Origin of the sequence: Pedobacter ghigonis (genome assembly GCF_903166585.1) — a bacterium.
Taxonomy (GTDB): Bacteria; Bacteroidota; Bacteroidia; order Sphingobacteriales; family Sphingobacteriaceae; genus Pedobacter; species Pedobacter ghigonis.
The window spans coordinates 75,910-92,456 of the sequence record NZ_CAESCM010000002.1; the positions used below are offsets into that span (position 1 = coordinate 75,910).

Annotated in this window: 12 protein-coding genes; 9 read left to right on the forward strand and 3 right to left on the reverse strand. The window is 39.5% G+C overall.

Annotation, left to right across the window (positions count from 1 at the left end):
- Positions 1-9 precede the first annotated feature (9 nt).
- Both HWV58_RS03565 and HWV58_RS03570 read right to left on the reverse strand, forming a co-directional pair.
- Positions 10-996: a glycosyltransferase family 2 protein gene (locus HWV58_RS03565; RefSeq protein ID WP_175632781.1), complete on the reverse strand. Its 987-nt coding sequence runs from the start codon at positions 994-996 to the stop codon at positions 10-12.
- Positions 997-1,875, reverse strand: coding sequence for a glycosyltransferase family protein (locus HWV58_RS03570; protein ID WP_175632782.1), 879 nt, complete (start codon positions 1,873-1,875; stop codon positions 997-999).
- Between the two features lie 69 nt (positions 1,876-1,944).
- Here HWV58_RS03570 and meaB point away from each other — a divergent pair, with 69 nt between their 5' ends.
- The gene (gene meaB / locus HWV58_RS03575) at positions 1,945-2,841 is read left to right on the forward strand and encodes a methylmalonyl Co-A mutase-associated GTPase MeaB (RefSeq protein WP_175632783.1); all 897 of its coding nucleotides are present in this window, start codon (positions 1,945-1,947) and stop codon (positions 2,839-2,841) included.
- Between the two features lie 40 nt (positions 2,842-2,881).
- On the opposite strand, the gene HWV58_RS03580 is transcribed toward meaB, so the two are convergent.
- Positions 2,882-4,171 (reverse strand): aminopeptidase P family protein, encoded by a 1,290-nt coding sequence (locus HWV58_RS03580; RefSeq protein WP_175632784.1) that lies wholly within the window; start codon positions 4,169-4,171, stop codon positions 2,882-2,884.
- Between the two features lie 171 nt (positions 4,172-4,342).
- Here HWV58_RS03580 and HWV58_RS03585 point away from each other — a divergent pair, with 171 nt between their 5' ends.
- The 8 genes from HWV58_RS03585 (at position 4,343) to HWV58_RS03615 (ending at position 16,455) form a co-directional block, all read left to right on the forward strand.
- The gene (locus HWV58_RS03585; protein WP_175632785.1) at positions 4,343-5,683 is read left to right on the forward strand and encodes an OmpA family protein; all 1,341 of its coding nucleotides are present in this window, start codon (positions 4,343-4,345) and stop codon (positions 5,681-5,683) included.
- Positions 5,684-5,781: 98 nt separating this feature from the next.
- The gene (locus HWV58_RS24565; RefSeq protein WP_317174766.1) at positions 5,782-5,919 is read left to right on the forward strand and encodes a DUF6728 family protein; all 138 of its coding nucleotides are present in this window, start codon (positions 5,782-5,784) and stop codon (positions 5,917-5,919) included.
- 14 nt (positions 5,920-5,933) lie between these two features.
- On the forward strand, positions 5,934-6,314 hold the full coding sequence (locus HWV58_RS03590; protein ID WP_175632786.1) for a RidA family protein: 381 nt from the start codon (positions 5,934-5,936) through the stop codon (positions 6,312-6,314).
- A gap of 2 nt (positions 6,315-6,316) precedes the next feature.
- Positions 6,317-7,219 carry an EamA family transporter gene (locus HWV58_RS03595; RefSeq protein ID WP_175632787.1) on the forward strand — a complete coding sequence of 301 codons (903 nt, stop codon included), beginning with the start codon at positions 6,317-6,319 and terminating at the stop codon, positions 7,217-7,219.
- A 6-nt stretch (positions 7,220-7,225) separates the two neighbouring features.
- Positions 7,226-9,331 carry an ATP-dependent DNA helicase RecG gene (gene recG / locus HWV58_RS03600; protein WP_175632788.1) on the forward strand — a complete coding sequence of 702 codons (2,106 nt, stop codon included), beginning with the start codon at positions 7,226-7,228 and terminating at the stop codon, positions 9,329-9,331.
- Between the two features lie 498 nt (positions 9,332-9,829).
- Positions 9,830-13,090, forward strand: a complete 3,261-nt coding sequence (locus HWV58_RS03605; protein ID WP_217706945.1) for a SusC/RagA family TonB-linked outer membrane protein — start codon at positions 9,830-9,832, stop codon at positions 13,088-13,090.
- Positions 13,091-13,129: 39 nt separating this feature from the next.
- The gene (locus tag HWV58_RS03610) at positions 13,130-15,013 is read left to right on the forward strand and encodes a RagB/SusD family nutrient uptake outer membrane protein (RefSeq protein ID WP_175632789.1); all 1,884 of its coding nucleotides are present in this window, start codon (positions 13,130-13,132) and stop codon (positions 15,011-15,013) included.
- A 155-nt stretch (positions 15,014-15,168) separates the two neighbouring features.
- Positions 15,169-16,455 carry an MFS transporter gene (locus HWV58_RS03615; protein ID WP_175632790.1) on the forward strand — a complete coding sequence of 429 codons (1,287 nt, stop codon included), beginning with the start codon at positions 15,169-15,171 and terminating at the stop codon, positions 16,453-16,455.
- Positions 16,456-16,547: the final 92 nt, after the last annotated feature.

Consider the following 16,547-nt stretch of genomic DNA (forward strand, 5'->3'; position numbering starts at 1 on the left):
CCGCTAAAATTACAATCGCTTAATTTTCTTGCTGATAATAGATTGGTTAATAATTTTTATCACATCGTCGATTTTTAATAACGATTGGTGTTTCTGTTTTAGTCTAGCTAATCTTTCCCGGCTTGCCAGAATATGTGGTTTATGTGTTAAATAATCGCGATAGCTGCTCCAAACCCAGGTTTTTCCGGTTAATAGTTTTGGAATTAGTTCAGTGAAGATTTGTTGTAGCGGATACAAAGTCTTTCTGGCCCCATGCAGGTGTATGCCTTGAAGGATATACCGGTTACGATAATAGATCTTTTTGATGAAATTGGATTTGATCTGCGTTTTAGTGCTTCCGCTAACATGGTGAAAACAGACCGACTGATGTTCATAATAACATTTCCAGCCCAATTGCCATGCCCGGAGACTTAAATCAAAATCTTCGGAAGAGAAAGGTGAATAAATTTCATCGAAACCACCCAGTTCTTTTAGCTTTTTTGCATCAACTAAGGCATTGGCACCCGAAAGGTAGGCAGTATAAACTTCTTCGTCAGACTGATTTTCGCTATAATAAAATTTGTTCGCTTTTATTCTGCATCCTCCGTAATACAATAAACGGGCGGCATCTTCTATTCTGGTTTCATCAAAACTCATGATGCGGGCCATTACCCCAAAAGTATCTGGCTTGCTAAAATACTTCCATTGATGTTCAAAATAATCTGGAGTAAGTTTAACGTCGGAGTTTAGCAATAAGATTAATTCATATTTCGCTTCGCGTATGCCGTGGTTGCATGTATAAGAAAAACCTCTGTTCTTATCGTTAACGAGTAGCTTTACCTGCTGATAATTCGTACTGATAAATGAAAGGCTATCGTCCTTAGAGCCATCGTCGATAACAATAACTTCAAATTCGATTCGGGCATTTTGGGCCGCTGTAAAAACCGAAGGCAGGTACTTTTCGAGCAGGTGCTTGCCATTATAATTGGGGATGACGATGGAAACGCTTTTCTGCATCTACTTAACAATTTTATAGTTCCGGTATTCGAACAGGCGCAACCCGGTTAGGTCTTCAATTTTTTGCAGCACTTTTCTCCTGAAATTCATTTTTGGCGTTTCTTTGGTCAGGTCTTTATCGAATTTCCAGTTTGCTGCTGCAATTCTTGATTGCATTACTTTTGGATGGCTTCCTTTAAAATGAACCAACCGATCGGCATTGTGCATGTCATAAGTATCCTGAACGGGATAATTTTCTTCAATCCACTCTGGTGTTTGATAAAACTGATTAAAGTTACGAACCTTGCCCTGCAAGCCTTTTGGCGGTTTTACCCAACCATAGTGATAAATGTAAGCATCAATTAATTTAACCTTTAACTTTCTATCGTTAATCCTGAAACCCTGGGCATCGCGATAAGAACGCACTCCAGGAAGGTTTTTGATTATCCGAACCTCCCTTCTATACCATCTTCTCGATTCGGCCAGGTAATCATAAGAAGCGTAAAAGTGTTTATATTTTAAAAGAAGGGCCTCAACATTTGGATTGTTGAGCTCCTGCTCCATTTCCTTTTTAATCAGTTGTAAGTATTCTTCATGAATGGCTTCATCTCCCTGAATATAGATCATCCAATCAGTATCTGCAGGGATTTGAGCAAGTGCTTTATTGGTTTCATCGGCAAAAACACGTCCGCCTTCGCGTATGCTATCATCCCAAACGGTATCAATTGTTCTGATCTTTTCGGGGTCGATCTGTTTAACCATTTCAGCAGTTTCATCGGTAGAATTTCCTAGGGCAACAATAAAATCATCGCACAAAGGGAGTACAGAAAGTATAGCTTCTCTTGCTGGGTAATCGTTAACAATAGCATTTCGTAAAAAGGTAAAGCCGGTTACTTTCATTCAGTTTTGTTGTTGATGGCCTTTTGTGGCTAATAATTTTTGTTTATTTGTACAAAGATAGTTTTATTGATGAATACGCATCTATCCATTTTAAACGAAGTAAAGGCTGGCAATTACCGGATTCTGGCAAGGGCTTTAACCCTTGTTGAGAATGATATTGAGCCATCGGCTGCGATTTTAAAAGGTTTGGATAGTCATGTTAGTGTTCCTGTTTTGGGTATTACAGGCCCTCCCGGAGCCGGTAAAAGTACTTTGGTGAATGCCATTACCAACCATTTTACTACTGCGGGGAAGCGCATTGCCATATTGGCCATTGATCCTACTTCTCCGTTTAATTTCGGCTCTTTACTTGGCGATCGCATCAGGATGGCAAGCCAGTTTAATAAGCCTAATGTATTTATCCGTTCGCTGGCTACACGCGGAGCACTGGGTGGGATTTCTGCAAAAACCATTGAGATGGTAGATGTTTTAAAGGCTTCGAATTTTGACCTGATCATTATTGAAACTGTTGGTGTGGGACAATCGGAAGTAGAGATTGCCGGCCTGGCCGATAAAACTGTTGTAGTACTGGTGCCCGAATCGGGAGATGAAGTTCAGAACATCAAATCAGGACTAATGGAAATTGCAGATTGTTTTGTGGTTAATAAAGCTGATCGGGAAGGAGCCGATACTTTTGCAAATAATTTGAAGAAAGTAGTGCATCAGGGCATTAAAACAATCCCGGTTTTAAAAACTGTTGCCGATAAAAATACGGGTATTGATGCTTTATGTGAATGGATAGCGCAACCGACAATTTTTGACAATAATAAAAGAGCACTCTTATTCGCAGAAAAAGCCTGGAAAATTATTCAGCATCAAAAAATGCAGCATATAGATAAAGTAAGGCTGCTTGAAAAAATCCAGGCAGCCTTATTACAAGGTGATTTTAATATTTATCGCTTTGCAGATAGCTTTAACAAGGGTTAACTTGGAAAGGTAAACTGTTAACTAAAAACTGCGAACTGAATTAACTGTTCATAATATCTTCTATCTCTTCTGCTTCGAGCGGAATATCGGCCATTAAATCTATATTCCCGTTGGCTGTAATGAGGATGTTGTTTTCTAAACGGATACCTAAACCTTCTTCGGGGATGTAGATGCCTGGTTCAACAGTTAATATATTTCCTGCAGCAAATGGTGTATATCTGCCAGCAAAATCGTGTACATCGATACCCAGGTGGTGTGAAGTACCATGCATGAAGTATTTTTTGTAAGCCGGCCATGCAGGGTTTTGGTTTTTTACTTCTTCAGCAGTAATTAATCCCAGTTTAATCAGTTGTTGTGTCATAATTTCCCCAACCTGTTCGTGGTAATTATTCCATACTATTCCTTCACCAATTAAATTAACAGACGCTTTCATTACCTGTAAAACCGCATTATAAACCTCTTTTTGTCGTTTGGTAAAATGACCGTTAACCGGAATCGACCGGCTCATATCTGCATTATAATTTGCGTATTCTGCGCCAAAATCAAAAAGAATTACATCTCCATCTTTGCAGGTTTGGTTATTGTCGTTATAGTGAAGGATATTGGCATTATGGCCGGAAGCGATAATAGGAGTATAAGCATGCCCAGTGCCTCCCTGGCGAATAAATTCGTGGATAATTTCTGCCTCGATTTCATATTCCTTTACGCCGGGTTTTGTAAATTTCAACACCCTTACGAAGGCATCGCGGGTTATTCCACATGCTTTTTTGGTAAGCTCAATTTCTACATCAGATTTAACTGCCCTTAGTCCTCTCATAATCGGTGCCGAACGCTCAAAATGATGCAGCGGATATTTCGATTTTATTTTTTCAATGAAACGCAAATCGCGATATGGCACTTCTGGCGAATAGCGGTCATTTTCATTTGTGTTTAAATAAATATGATCGGCATAGTTAACAATACTGTGTAAAATGTTGTCAAAATCTTCCAGCCAGTAAATAGCCTGGATGCCGGATGCAGCTTTAGCCTGCTCTTTGGTATACTTGTATCCTTCCCATACTTTAATATGGTCGTTGGTCTGTCTTAAAAACAGGACTTCCCTGTACAAAGGATTAGGACAATCGGGGTATAACAACAATATTGTCTGCTCCTGATCAATTCCAGATAAATAAAATAAATCAGGATTTTGCTTAAAAACAAAGTTCTGATCGCCGCTTCTGGGAAATTCATCACTAGCGTTGAATATAGCTAACGAATTGTTTTTTAAGTGTTTATTGAAGTTTTTTCTGTTTAAAATAAATAAAGACTGATCAATAGTAGGATATTTCATGAAATTGGTATTTTTATACTGGAAACGGCCAAATGTAAGAAAATCATCATTGACTGTGAAGTTTGGAACGGAGTTTGTATAAAAGTTTGAAAATTTAAAATTTTGTTTAATTTTGCGATTACTAAAAAATTAATCAATTAAATTGTTTAACCCTTAAAAAAGAAAAAGATTATGAATTATTCTACTTTAAAGAAAAGTGTTGCGCTTTCTTTAGTGGCATTAACAGGAGTTGCTTCTCTTGCTGTCGCTCAAGATGCTCCTGCAACCTCTTCTGCTGTCAAGGTATTTGGCGGTAGAGGTCAGTACAGAACTTGGTCTATCGGTGTACACGGTGGTGTTTTAATGCCAGTTGTAGCTATCGGTGGTTCTAACGACTTCAACAAATGGGATGCTAACTTAGGTTACGGTTTAAATATCCGTAAACAACTAGGTCACTCTTTCGGTTTAGAATTAAACGGAACTCGTGGTAAACTTTCAGGTAACAACGACGGTATCACTTCAACAGTTAAAGAATTCGAAACTCAATTACAATATGCAGTAGATTTACGTGGTGTTGTAAACTTAGGTTCTATCGATTTCTTACGTCGTGAAAACTCTGTAGGTTTCTTCTTAACAGCTGGTGCTGGTATGTTGGCTTACGCTCCTAAAGTAACTACTACTTCAGGTGTAATCGACTGGAAAGGTAAAGCTACTGGTCCTGCTGATGACAAACACGATGCTAAAGACTACGTAAAAGGTTTCTATATTCCAGTTGGTGCTGGTGTTAAATTCAAAGTTTCTGAGCGTGTTAACTTTAACTTAGGTTACACTATGAACTTTGTTGATGCTGATAACTTAGATGGAGTTTATGCAAAAGGTCAAACTAAAGATAAATTCTCTTACGGTTACGCTGGTTTAGAATTCTCTTTAGGTTCTTCTGCAAAACCAAGCTTAGAGTGGACTAACCCATTAGCTACTATGTACGATGAGTTAAAAGATCCAACTTTACGTCAAGAAGTTGAAGCATTGAAAAACCGTGTTTCTGCTGTTGAGAAATCTGTTGAAGATTTGAAAAAAGATACTGACGGTGACGGTGTTGCTGATCAATTCGATAAATGCCCAGGTACTCCTGCTGGTACTGCTGTTGATGGTTCAGGTTGTCCTCTTCCAAAACCAGCTCCAGTTGAAACTCCTGCATCTAACGTAACTGGTTTTGAGAAAATCGGTTTCGATTTCAACTCTTCAGTTTTAAAAACTGAGTCTTACCCTACTTTAGATAAATTATCTTCAGTGTTACGTGAAAACGGTGGTAAAGTAACTGTAAATGGTTACGCTTCAAGCGAAGGTACTGCTGCATATAACTTGAAATTATCTAAAGACAGAGCTAACTCTGTTAAAACTTACTTAGTAAACTCTGGCGTTAACGCTAGTCAAGTTGCTACTAAAGGTAATGGCGAAGCTAACCCAATTGCTTCTAACGATACTGAAGAAGGTCGTATCCAAAACCGTCGTGTTGAAACTGCTAGAAACTAGTATTTCAATATAAAATTTTAAGAAAGTCCCGATGCAAATCGGGACTTTTTTTATGCCGTTTAGTTTTCTGTGTTGTGCTTTTTCGCTAAATTTGTACTATGTACTTCTTTCGAAAAAAGGATCCCAACAGGCCAACCAATGTCAACATTAGGATTATGCATTTTATTAATGCATTGGCCATATCTATTTTTCTCGCAGGTATCATTTACAAGCTAATTCAATGGCTTGCTAAGTAATCTTAAAAAAACTTATGAAACAAATTATTAAAACTACAAATGCTCCAGCACCCATTGGACCATATAGTCAGGCTGTACAAGCCGGAAACTTTTTATTCGTATCTGGACAGGTAGCCATTAACCCTGAAAGCGGAGAATTAAATATTGGCAGTATCGAAGAAGAAACACACCAGGTAATGCGTAACCTTAAGGCTGTGCTACTCGAAGCAGGATTAACTTTTGATCATGTAGTAAAATCGACCATCTTTTTAAGCGATATGGACACTTTTGCTCAGGTGAACGAAGTTTACGGTCAGTATTTTTCAGCTAATTTCCCTGCCCGCGAAACTGTTCAGGTTTCTGTATTGCCTAAAAACGTAAACGTAGAAATTTCTGTGATTGCCATTGTAGGATAATTTTGGCTGCAGGCAAAAGCAAATATTTTATTGCTGGCATTGTTCCTTACATTATATGGGGAACAATGTCAATCCCTTTACGTAACATAAAAGGCTTTCCGCCGCAAGAAATTCTATATTACAGGATATTTATATCCATCTTAATGGTATGGGCTACCATAGTTCTGTTTAGGAGGGCTGCACTCAAGAATGACCTTACTTTTCTTAAAAGCATCCCTAGGTCTAAAAAAATCAGGTTGTTTTTATTAACTCTACTTGCAGCTTTTTTAATTACAGGAAATTGGTTTACTTACATTTATGCGGTAAATAGCGTGAGTTTAAAGGCAGCTGCCTTTGCTTATATGGTTTGCCCACTGTTAACAGCCCTCTGTGGTTTTGTTGTCTTAAAAGAGCATTTAAGCAGAGAAAAAATCATTGCGCTCATTGTTGCACTAATCAGTATCCTCCTTCTGGCAACAGGTTCCCTGCACGAGGTACTTTGGGCTATTTTAATCGCATCATTTTATGCTGTTTATGTAATTGTTTTAAAAGTAATTAAGGGGGTAGATAAATTTAATTTTCTGGGTGTACAATTAGTCTTGTCGGGCTTAATGATGCTACCGATGTATCTGGTTAATTCAGATCCGTTTCCAACTGAAACAATCTTTTGGTCGCATATCTTTTTAATTGCTATTGTATTTACCATTATACCTTTATTTTTAAATTCTTATGCGCTGTTGGGAATGCCCTCATCGGCGTTGGGTATATTAATTTATCTTAATCCTATTGTTGCTTTTGCGGTTGCATTTTTCTATTTCAAGGAAGAGATAGATAGCCATCAGCTTTTTGCCTATTTGCTTTTGCTATTGTCTATCGTTATTTTTAATGCGCAATTACTAAAAAACATAGTTTACAAGAAACAATAATCAATTTTGTTCAATTCGATTTTAGATACTCCTGTTGAATTTATAAAAGGCGTAGGGCCTAGTCGTGCCGATGTTTTGAAAAAAGATTTAGGTCTTTTTACTTTTCAGGATATGTTGGCACATTATCCCTTTCGCTATATCGACCGTACCAAGTATTTTAAGATCAATCAAATCAACATTGATTCGCAGTATATTCAAATTGTTGGCCGGGTAATTGGCAAAAAGGTAATCGGCGATAAAAGGGCAAAGCGGATTGTTGCTGTTTTTAAAGATGAAACAGGAATTATGGAACTGGTTTGGTTCCAAAGCTTAAAATGGGTTGATGATAACATTAACGTGGGTACTGCTTATGTTGCATTTGGGAAGCCAACATTCTTTAATGGTACTTTTAGCATTTCCCATCCCGAAATGGAGCTGTATCAAAATAAGCCAGTTGGCAGAGGGAATTTAACTTTACAGCCCGTTTATAATTCTACAGAAAAGCTAAAAAAATTCAATCTCGATTCAAAAGGTATTCAGCGGTTAATTGCAGGGTTGCTTGATCAGGTAATTCAGCAGGTGACTGAAAATTTACCGCCCTACATTATTGATAAATATCAGTTGCCTGATAAAAGAAAGGCGTTGCTGGATATTCATTTCCCCAAAAACCAAAAGGACTTAAATGCAGCCGAAAGACGCTTGAAATTTGAGGAATTATTCTTTATTCAACTTCAGCTCTTGCATAACAAACAACTTCGCCAGCTAAAATTTAAAGGAGCAACTTTTGATAAAGTTGGTGAGAAAGTGAATCGTTTTTACAAAGAATTTTTACCTTTCGAGCTTACCAATGCACAAAAGCGTGTAGTTAAAGAAATCCGGATTGATACCCAGCGTGGCGTTCAGATGAATCGTCTTGTACAAGGTGATGTAGGGAGTGGTAAAACCGCTGTTGCGCTGATGAGCATGCTGCTGGCTAATGATAACGGTTATCAGGCTTGTATGATGGCTCCGACAGAGATTTTGGCCCGCCAGCATTATGCATCCATTACCGAACTGGTAACTGGTGAGCTGGTGAAGGTGGCTATTCTGACTGGTAATACCAAAAAGAAAGAACGTACAATTTTACATGAACAGCTGGAAAATGGTGAAATTGATATACTAATCGGTACCCACGCGCTGATAGAAGATAAAGTTAAGTTTAAAAACCTGGGTTTGGTTGTTATTGATGAACAACACCGCTTTGGGGTGGAGCAGCGTGCCAAGCTTTGGCGCAAAAATATTATTCCGCCACATATTCTGGTGATGACGGCAACACCTATTCCCAGGACCCTGGCGATGACGCTTTATGGCGATTTGGATGTCTCTATAATTGATGAATTGCCTGCCGGAAGAAAGCCTATTGAAACAAAGCATCTTTTTGAGGGCCAACGTTTAAGGATGTTCGGCTTTATGAAGCAGGAGATTGCCAAAGGCAGGCAGGTTTATATTGTTTATCCGCTGATAAAAGAAAGTGAGAAACTCGATCTTTTGCATCTGGAAGCAGGAATAGAGCAATTGAGTTATCAGTTTCCGCGGCCTGATTACCAGATGAGCATAGTGCATGGGCAAATGCCAAATGCAGATAAACAGTTCGAAATGGAGCAGTTTATAGCAGGTAAAAGCCAGATAATGGTAGCCACAACTGTAATAGAAGTAGGTGTAAATGTACCCAATGCTTCTGTTATGGTGATCGAAAATTCGGAAAGGTTTGGTCTTTCTCAGCTCCACCAGTTGCGTGGCAGGGTTGGTCGTGGTGCCGAACAATCTTTTTGTATTTTAATGAGTGGGAATAAGTTAAGCAAAGAGGGGAAAGTTCGTTTAGAAACCATGGTAAGGACCAACAATGGTTTCGAAATTTCGGAGATTGATTTGCAGCTCCGTGGGCCAGGTGATATTACCGGAACCCAGCAAAGTGGGGTGCTCGATTTAAAACTTGCAGATCTGGCAAAAGATCAGATCATTTTGAGTGAAGCCAGAAATACCGTAATTGCTTTATTTGAAGATGATCCGCAATTAATTAATCCCGAAAATGCAATGCTAAAAGCTTATCTGAGAAAACTCGAAAGGGGAATCTCTTTTGATAAAATAAGCTAATTTCAAAAGGCCCATCCCACTGCCGTCTTAAATTTAATCCCCTTCCTCCGTTACTTCACCGAAAGCTTGAGTCTGGAAAGCCATATTAAACAACAATTTTTGTGTTTGTATGTTTTAATCTACTTTGTGTAGATTTTGAGGTTTGTTTTTACCAATACATCCCTTATAAATATCAATTTACCCCGTTTCTTAATTCATTAAATTTTCTATATTGCGGCTGACCAAATATAAATTGTCAAACTGACAAGTCCGCGTCTCAGGAGGGCTATGTACAGTTGCTTTAAATCCTTTTTTGTGCTTTTTATGCATTTTTTGAAGGTTTATGGATGGTTAACGATAGTTTCTTGCTGCTATTGATGATGTTGGATGCCTGTATGGTGTTAACTACTTAGTCATCTATTTCGGTATTTAACAGTCTACATTGATATTGTGTTTAATAAATACATATAATGCATTAAATATTTACAATCAGTATCTAACCAAAATAAATTGAAAACTATGAAAAAAAATCTATTGAAGACTTTTGCCACAAGTAGCATGTTTCTTTTTTGCGGCAGTTGTCTTGTTTTTTCTCCTCCTGCAAGCGCTGCAACGCGGAAAAAAGAGCCGCTTCATCTTTACAAATTTCCCTTTCAGGATATTATTGTAAAGGGAGAGGTAACTGATGGCAATGGCCCAATACCTGGGGTAAGTGTTAAATTGAAAGGTGGAGCAGCTAGTACTGTAACCGATGGTGCAGGTAAGTTTAGCATTAAAGTGCCTGAAGATGGTATACTGGTTTTTACTTATGTAGGCTATGTAGATCAGGAGGTAGCAGTGAAGAACCAAACCAGCATTAAAGTGCGCCTGGTAGAAAACAATCAAAACCTATCGGAAGTTGTTGTAGTGGGTTATGGAACTCAAAAGAAAGCCGTTGTATCTGGAGCAGTAGCAGCAGTTAAGGGAACTGAACTGGCCAAATCATCGTCGGTAAACTTAACCAACTCGTTGGCCGGACGTTTGCCAGGAGTTACTGCGCTACAGGGCAGTGGAGAACCCGGATATGATGGTTCTACTATCCGAATCCGTGGTATCAATTCGTTAGGAAACAACAATGCATTAATTGTGATAGACGGAATTCCGAACCGCGCCGGTGGTATGGAACGTTTAAATCCGAACGATATCGAAAGCGTATCGGTTTTAAAAGATGCCTCTGCTGCTATTTACGGATCGCAGGCAGCTAACGGTGTTATTCTTATCACCACTAAATTGGGTAGATCGGGCAAACCGCAATTCTCATACGATTTTAGTTATGGTTTGCAACAGCCAACGCGGACCCCAAAAATGTCGAACTCAACCCAATATGCCGAGATATTAAATGAGTTGAATATTTTTGGCTCAGATCTGAACCCTGGTGAGTGGGGGGCAGCCTGGAATAGTTTTAAAACAAACGGAACTTATACTTCTACAGGAGGAAAGGTAGTTAATGCGGCTTACAAACCTGATGAAATCAGAAAATTAGGTGATGGCTCAGATCCATTAAGATATCCGAATACAGATTGGTTTAAAACCGTTTTCCAAAACTGGTCGCCACAGCAAAAACACAATGTTCAGATTAACGGGGGAAGTGAAAATGTAAAATATCTGGCTTCGCTTGGTTACCTCGATCAGGATGGATATTATAAAAACTCTGCTACCGGCTATAAACAGTATGATTTGCGTTTTAATCTGGAAGCCAAATTAAGTAAATACATTACCGCAACATTAGGCTTAAATGCACGTGAAGAGGACCGTAATTTCCCGACTGTAGGTGCAGGTGATATTTTTAGGTTTTTAATGCGCGGCCGACCAACTGAAATAGCGATCTGGCCAAATGGTTTGCCTGGAAGAGATATTGAATATGGATATAATCCAGTTGTTTCTACTACCGATTTAACCGGCTATAATAAAGATGTGAGGGATTATTTTCAAACTACCGGTAAGGTTGAAATTAAAATACCTGGCGTAGATGGATTAAAAGTTACCGGAACTGCAGCTATAGATAAATATTCGGGCCGGCAAAAGAACTGGCAGTTACCATGGACGCTTTATGACTGGGATAAGAAAACCTTTCAGGCTGATGGTGTAACTCCGGTGTTAACTGGTACGGTACGTTCGCAATATACCGACCCAAGGTTGAGAGAAACAGCTGGAGGTCAGTTGGCCACGAATTTAACCGGAATGATTAATTATGATAAAAAAATTGGCGACCACAACATTGCTTTAATGGCCGGTGTAACCCGCGAAAAAGTGGCAAATGATGGCTTTACTGCATTTAGAAGATATTTTTTATCATCAGCAATTGAGGAGTTATTGGCTGGAGATGAGAAAGAACAATCGTTGGGTAACAATCCCGGCGACCCCAATAACTTGTATAACAGAGCCCGCTTAAGTTATTTCGGAAGAGCAGGTTATAACTATAAAGAAAAATACCTGGCCGAATTTCTTTGGCGGGTGGATGGTTCTTATATCTTCCCAACCAACAGGCGTTTTGGTTTCTTTCCAGGTGTGTCGTTGGGCTGGCGTTTATCAGAAGAAGATTTCTTTAAAAACAATGTCAGTTTCATCAATAACTTAAAAATCAGGGCTTCTTATGGTCAGATGGGAGCTGAAGCCTACTTTGGCGACGCTTTACAAGAATACCAATACCTGAGCTTAATGAATTTCGGAACCTATATTTTCAACGATTTGGTTACCAAATCGATTACTGAAGGCAAGGTTCCTAATTTAGATTTTGGATGGGAAGTAGCCAATAATGCAAACATTGGTTTAGACGCTTCTTTCCTGAATAACAGGCTATCCTTAGAATTCGATTATTTCTATAATAAACGCACCAATATTCTGATTAGCAGAGGTAGCTCGGTTCCGGAAAGCTCTGGTATAACCGACCGTTTGCCACCTGTTAACTTAGGAAAGGTAAACAATAAAGGTTTCGAGTTTAAATTAAGTTATAATGATAAGGTTGGCGATTTAAATTTCGGCGTGAGTGTAAACGGAGGTTATGCCAAAAACAAAATCATATTCTGGGATGAAACCCCTGGTGCTCCTGATTGGCAACGCTCAACCGGCAGGGTTACCAACTCCTGGTTAGTATACGATTATGACGGCGTGTTTAAAGATCAAGCTGAAATTAGTGCCAATAAGTTAAATTATAGCGCTTTAACCAATAATCTGCGCCCTGGTGATATGAAGTTTAAGGATATTAACGGCGATGGTAAAATCAATGCAGATGATAAAATCCGTCTGGATAAAAACGGTACACCAACTTTTACTGGTGGTGTAAATTTTAACCTTCAATACAAAGGGTTCGATTTATCGGTGCTTATTCAAGGGGCTACAGGCGGGATGCAGATTGTGGGCTTAACCGAATCGGGTGACATTGGTAACTTCCTGGAATGGTCGTACCTAAACCGCTGGAGCATAGATAATCCAAGCTCGGTAAATCCACGCCTATCAAACAGGGGTGCTACCTATTATACCGATAGCAACAATGCATTAAACAATACTTATTGGTTGCGAAGCAATAATTACATCAGACTTAAAAACGTGGAGTTAGGTTATACTTTGCCGGTAAACTGGATTGAAAAGGTTGGTTTGAGCAGTGTAAGGGTTTATGCCAACGGATTAAACCTGTTTACCCTTGATAAAATTAAGGTGTGGGATCCTGAGTCTACAAACTCAAGTGGCCAGTACTATCCTCAGGCCCGCGTAATTAACATGGGTATTAAAGCCGCCTTTTAAATAAATGTATAGCTGTTTATCAATAACGACGAAAAAGAGATGAAAAATATAAAAGCAATAATTCAAAATAAAAACCTATACCTTTTGGTTTTGGTCACCTTTTTTGCATTGGCATGTAAGAAAGATTTTATGGATGTGGCACCACCTGATAAAATATCTGCAGATTTAGTATGGAAAGATCCGGCGCTGGCACAAGCCTTTGTTAACGATATTTACAATGGACTGGGTAATGGCGGTTTTTCAGAGCAAATGTTGGCATCGGTTTCTGATGAGGCCTTATTTACACACCCTACACGTGGTATCGATTTGGTTAATAATGCGACAATTAACCCATCAACATTAGGTTGGGTAGATGATACCTGGGCCTACAAACAAATGTATAACCGCATTAGGGCATGTAACACCACAATTGAAAGGATTGTTGGCGGAGATAACGGGTTAAGTAGCCAGGGATTAAAAGATCAGTTGCTTGGAGAAGCCTACTTTTTAAGGGCTTATTTTTATCAGCAACTGGTACGCTATTATGGTGCTGTGGCCATTATTACAAAAACCTATGCATTAACCGATAACTTTAACATAAAACGCAATACTTATGAGGAGTGTATCAACTTCATTATTAAAGATTGCGATGAAGCCAATAAGTTATTAGCGGGTAAAACATTAGACAAAGGCCGTACCAATGCACTTGCTGCTTTGGCACTAAAATCACGCGTATTGATCTATGCCGCAAGTGACTTGCACGATCGTGCTAAGCTGACTGCAAAAATTACCGGAATACCAGCGCAGAAACTGGATTTTCTTTCTTACGCTTCAGGTAACCAAACAGACCGTTATAAGCTTGCACAAACAGCAGCAAAAGCTGTAATTGATGCGGGTACCGGATACAAACTGACGTTTTCAGTCCCGGCAACAGCAACAGAAGGGCAACTAAACTTTAAAAGTATTGCTATGGGGGGCGGAAGTAAGGCTCCCGGTATCGACGCAAGTGCTGCCTCTGAGTTAATTTTTGCCCGTTATTTTATTACCCAAAGCAACAACAGGCACGCACAGCAGAACGGACCAAATGGTTACCACAACTGGGCAGGTAACACACCAATAGGTTTGTTGGTTGATGATTATGAAATGAATGACGGTAGCAAGTTTAGCTGGACCAACCCTGTTCAGAAAGCTAACCCATATCAGAACAGAGATCCCCGTTTTTATGCTACTATTTTATACGATGGTGCAGGATGGAAGCCGCGCGATAAAGCATCTGGTAACGTAGATCCCGCCAGTCAGATCCAAACGGGTATATATGATTTATTGAGCAGCGGAAGTGTAACAGATTTTAAAGGACTGGATACAAGAGGTAGCTCTATCGAAAACTGGAATGGTAGCTGGACTGGTTATTACTACCATAAGTTTATCGATCCGGATCCAAATATTGTTGATGCCTCTGCACCTCAAACTATTCCGTGGCCATTTTTCAGATACACCGAAGCCGTATTTAATTACATTGAAGCCAGTATTGAGTTGGGTGAATTAACGAATGCTACAAACTGGTTAAATAAAATTCGCTTTAGAGCGGGGATGCCGGCAGTTACTGCTACCGACCAGGCTGGGTTGAGGGAAGTGTACCGCCACGAACGCCGCATTGAAATGGCTTATGAGGAACAGCGTTACCATGATACACGCAGGTGGCTAATTGCAGGCGAAACTCTGGGCAGGAAAGTTACCTATATTAAAGTTACTGGTAAATTCAAAGCTGGTAAAACCATGTCGGCTCCTTACCATTACGATCCTACTGTTTACGACTATACTTATAGTCCGGTAGAAGAGAATGCACAGGAGAACAGAAGCTGGGACAATAAACTTTATTTCAGACCATTTAGCAGGGATGAAATAAATAAAAATAACCTGCTGGAGCAAAATCCAGGTTATTAACATAACTGATTAAAGAAGCCCGGTGAGTTGATACTCATCGGGCTTTATTTTTTATGCCATGGTAATTTCATAAATAAAAAAGAGGCAGCATAAAATTTAAAGTAGGTGGCAGATTTAAATTTTCATCACGTAGTTTTGCAGGTAAACTTTTTTCAGTGGCAGATTCAGACCCCAATCCCGTTATCGTAAAGCCCGACCCTTTTGCCGCCTTGCGGTATAAAGAGTTCAGATCTTTTCTGGGCATGCGATTCTTTTTTACATTGGCCTACCAAATGCAGGCTGTTGTTATCGGTTACCATATTTACGATTTAACGCACGATGCACTAAAACTAGGTCTTGTTGGCTTGTGTGAGGCCATTCCTGCTATCGGGATTGCGCTATATGGTGGTTATATTGCCGATAAAAGTGAAAAGAGAGGGCTACTGATTAAAATTTTTGCTGGTGTTTGGCTCGCTTCGGTCCTCATGCTGATTATGACCAGTAAATACCTTCATCTTAAAGAAGATGTGATTGTATTGATCATGTACGGACTGGTGTTTTGCATTGGTATTGCACGTGGTTTTTTTGGTCCTGCAACCTTTTCGCTGATGGCTAAAATCGTTCCCAAAGAACTTTATCCAAATTCGGCAACCTGGAATAGCAGCAGCTGGCAGCTGGCTACTATTATTGGCCCGGTTGCAGGTGGCTTTGTAAATTATTTATGGGGCATTACAGCTGCTTATGGCTTTATTGTTGTGCTGGTTTCGATTTCCTTAATCTGTATTTTTAATTTCAAGAAGCATCCCTCAACCTATGTGCCTAAAGAAAATATATTTCACAGTTTGAAAGAAGGGATACAATTTGTTTTTAAAACCAAGATGATGGTTTGGGCCATGAGCTTAGACCTTTTCTCTGTATTCTTTGGTGGCGCAGTGGCGTTGTTACCCATGTTTGCGAAAGATGTTTTCCATTTGGGTTCTTACGGCTTAGGCATGATGCGTGGAGCAGCATCGTTAGGTGCTGTAGTTACCATGCTGGCCATGACCCGCTTTTCGCCGATGGGTAGGCCATGGCGCAATTTGCTCATTGCCGTAACCGGTTTTGGTTTAAGTATTATCTGCTACGGACTATCTAAAAATTTTTATCTTACCCTGTTCTTCTTATTTCTGGAGGGCTCATTTGATAGTGTGAGTGTAATCATCAGGCAAACCATTATGCAGTTGCTTACACCAGACGAAATGCGCGGACGGGTATCGGCAGTAAACAGCATGTTTATTGGCTCTTCGAACGAGATTGGTGAATTTGAGTCGGGTTTATCGGCTAAACTGTTAACCTTAGTGCCTGCGGTTGTGTTTGGAGGCAGTATGACCATTGCCATTGCTGGTATTACCTGGTTAAAAACGAGATCTTTAACGAAGTTAAGTTTGCAGGATATTAACGAACAAACCACTAAAGTTGTTTAATGATATTTGAAATGGTTCGTGTGGACACGGACCATGGCGGTATGGGATGTTTTGTAATAAATAATTTGGGGATGCCCCAAGCTACGCAAGGG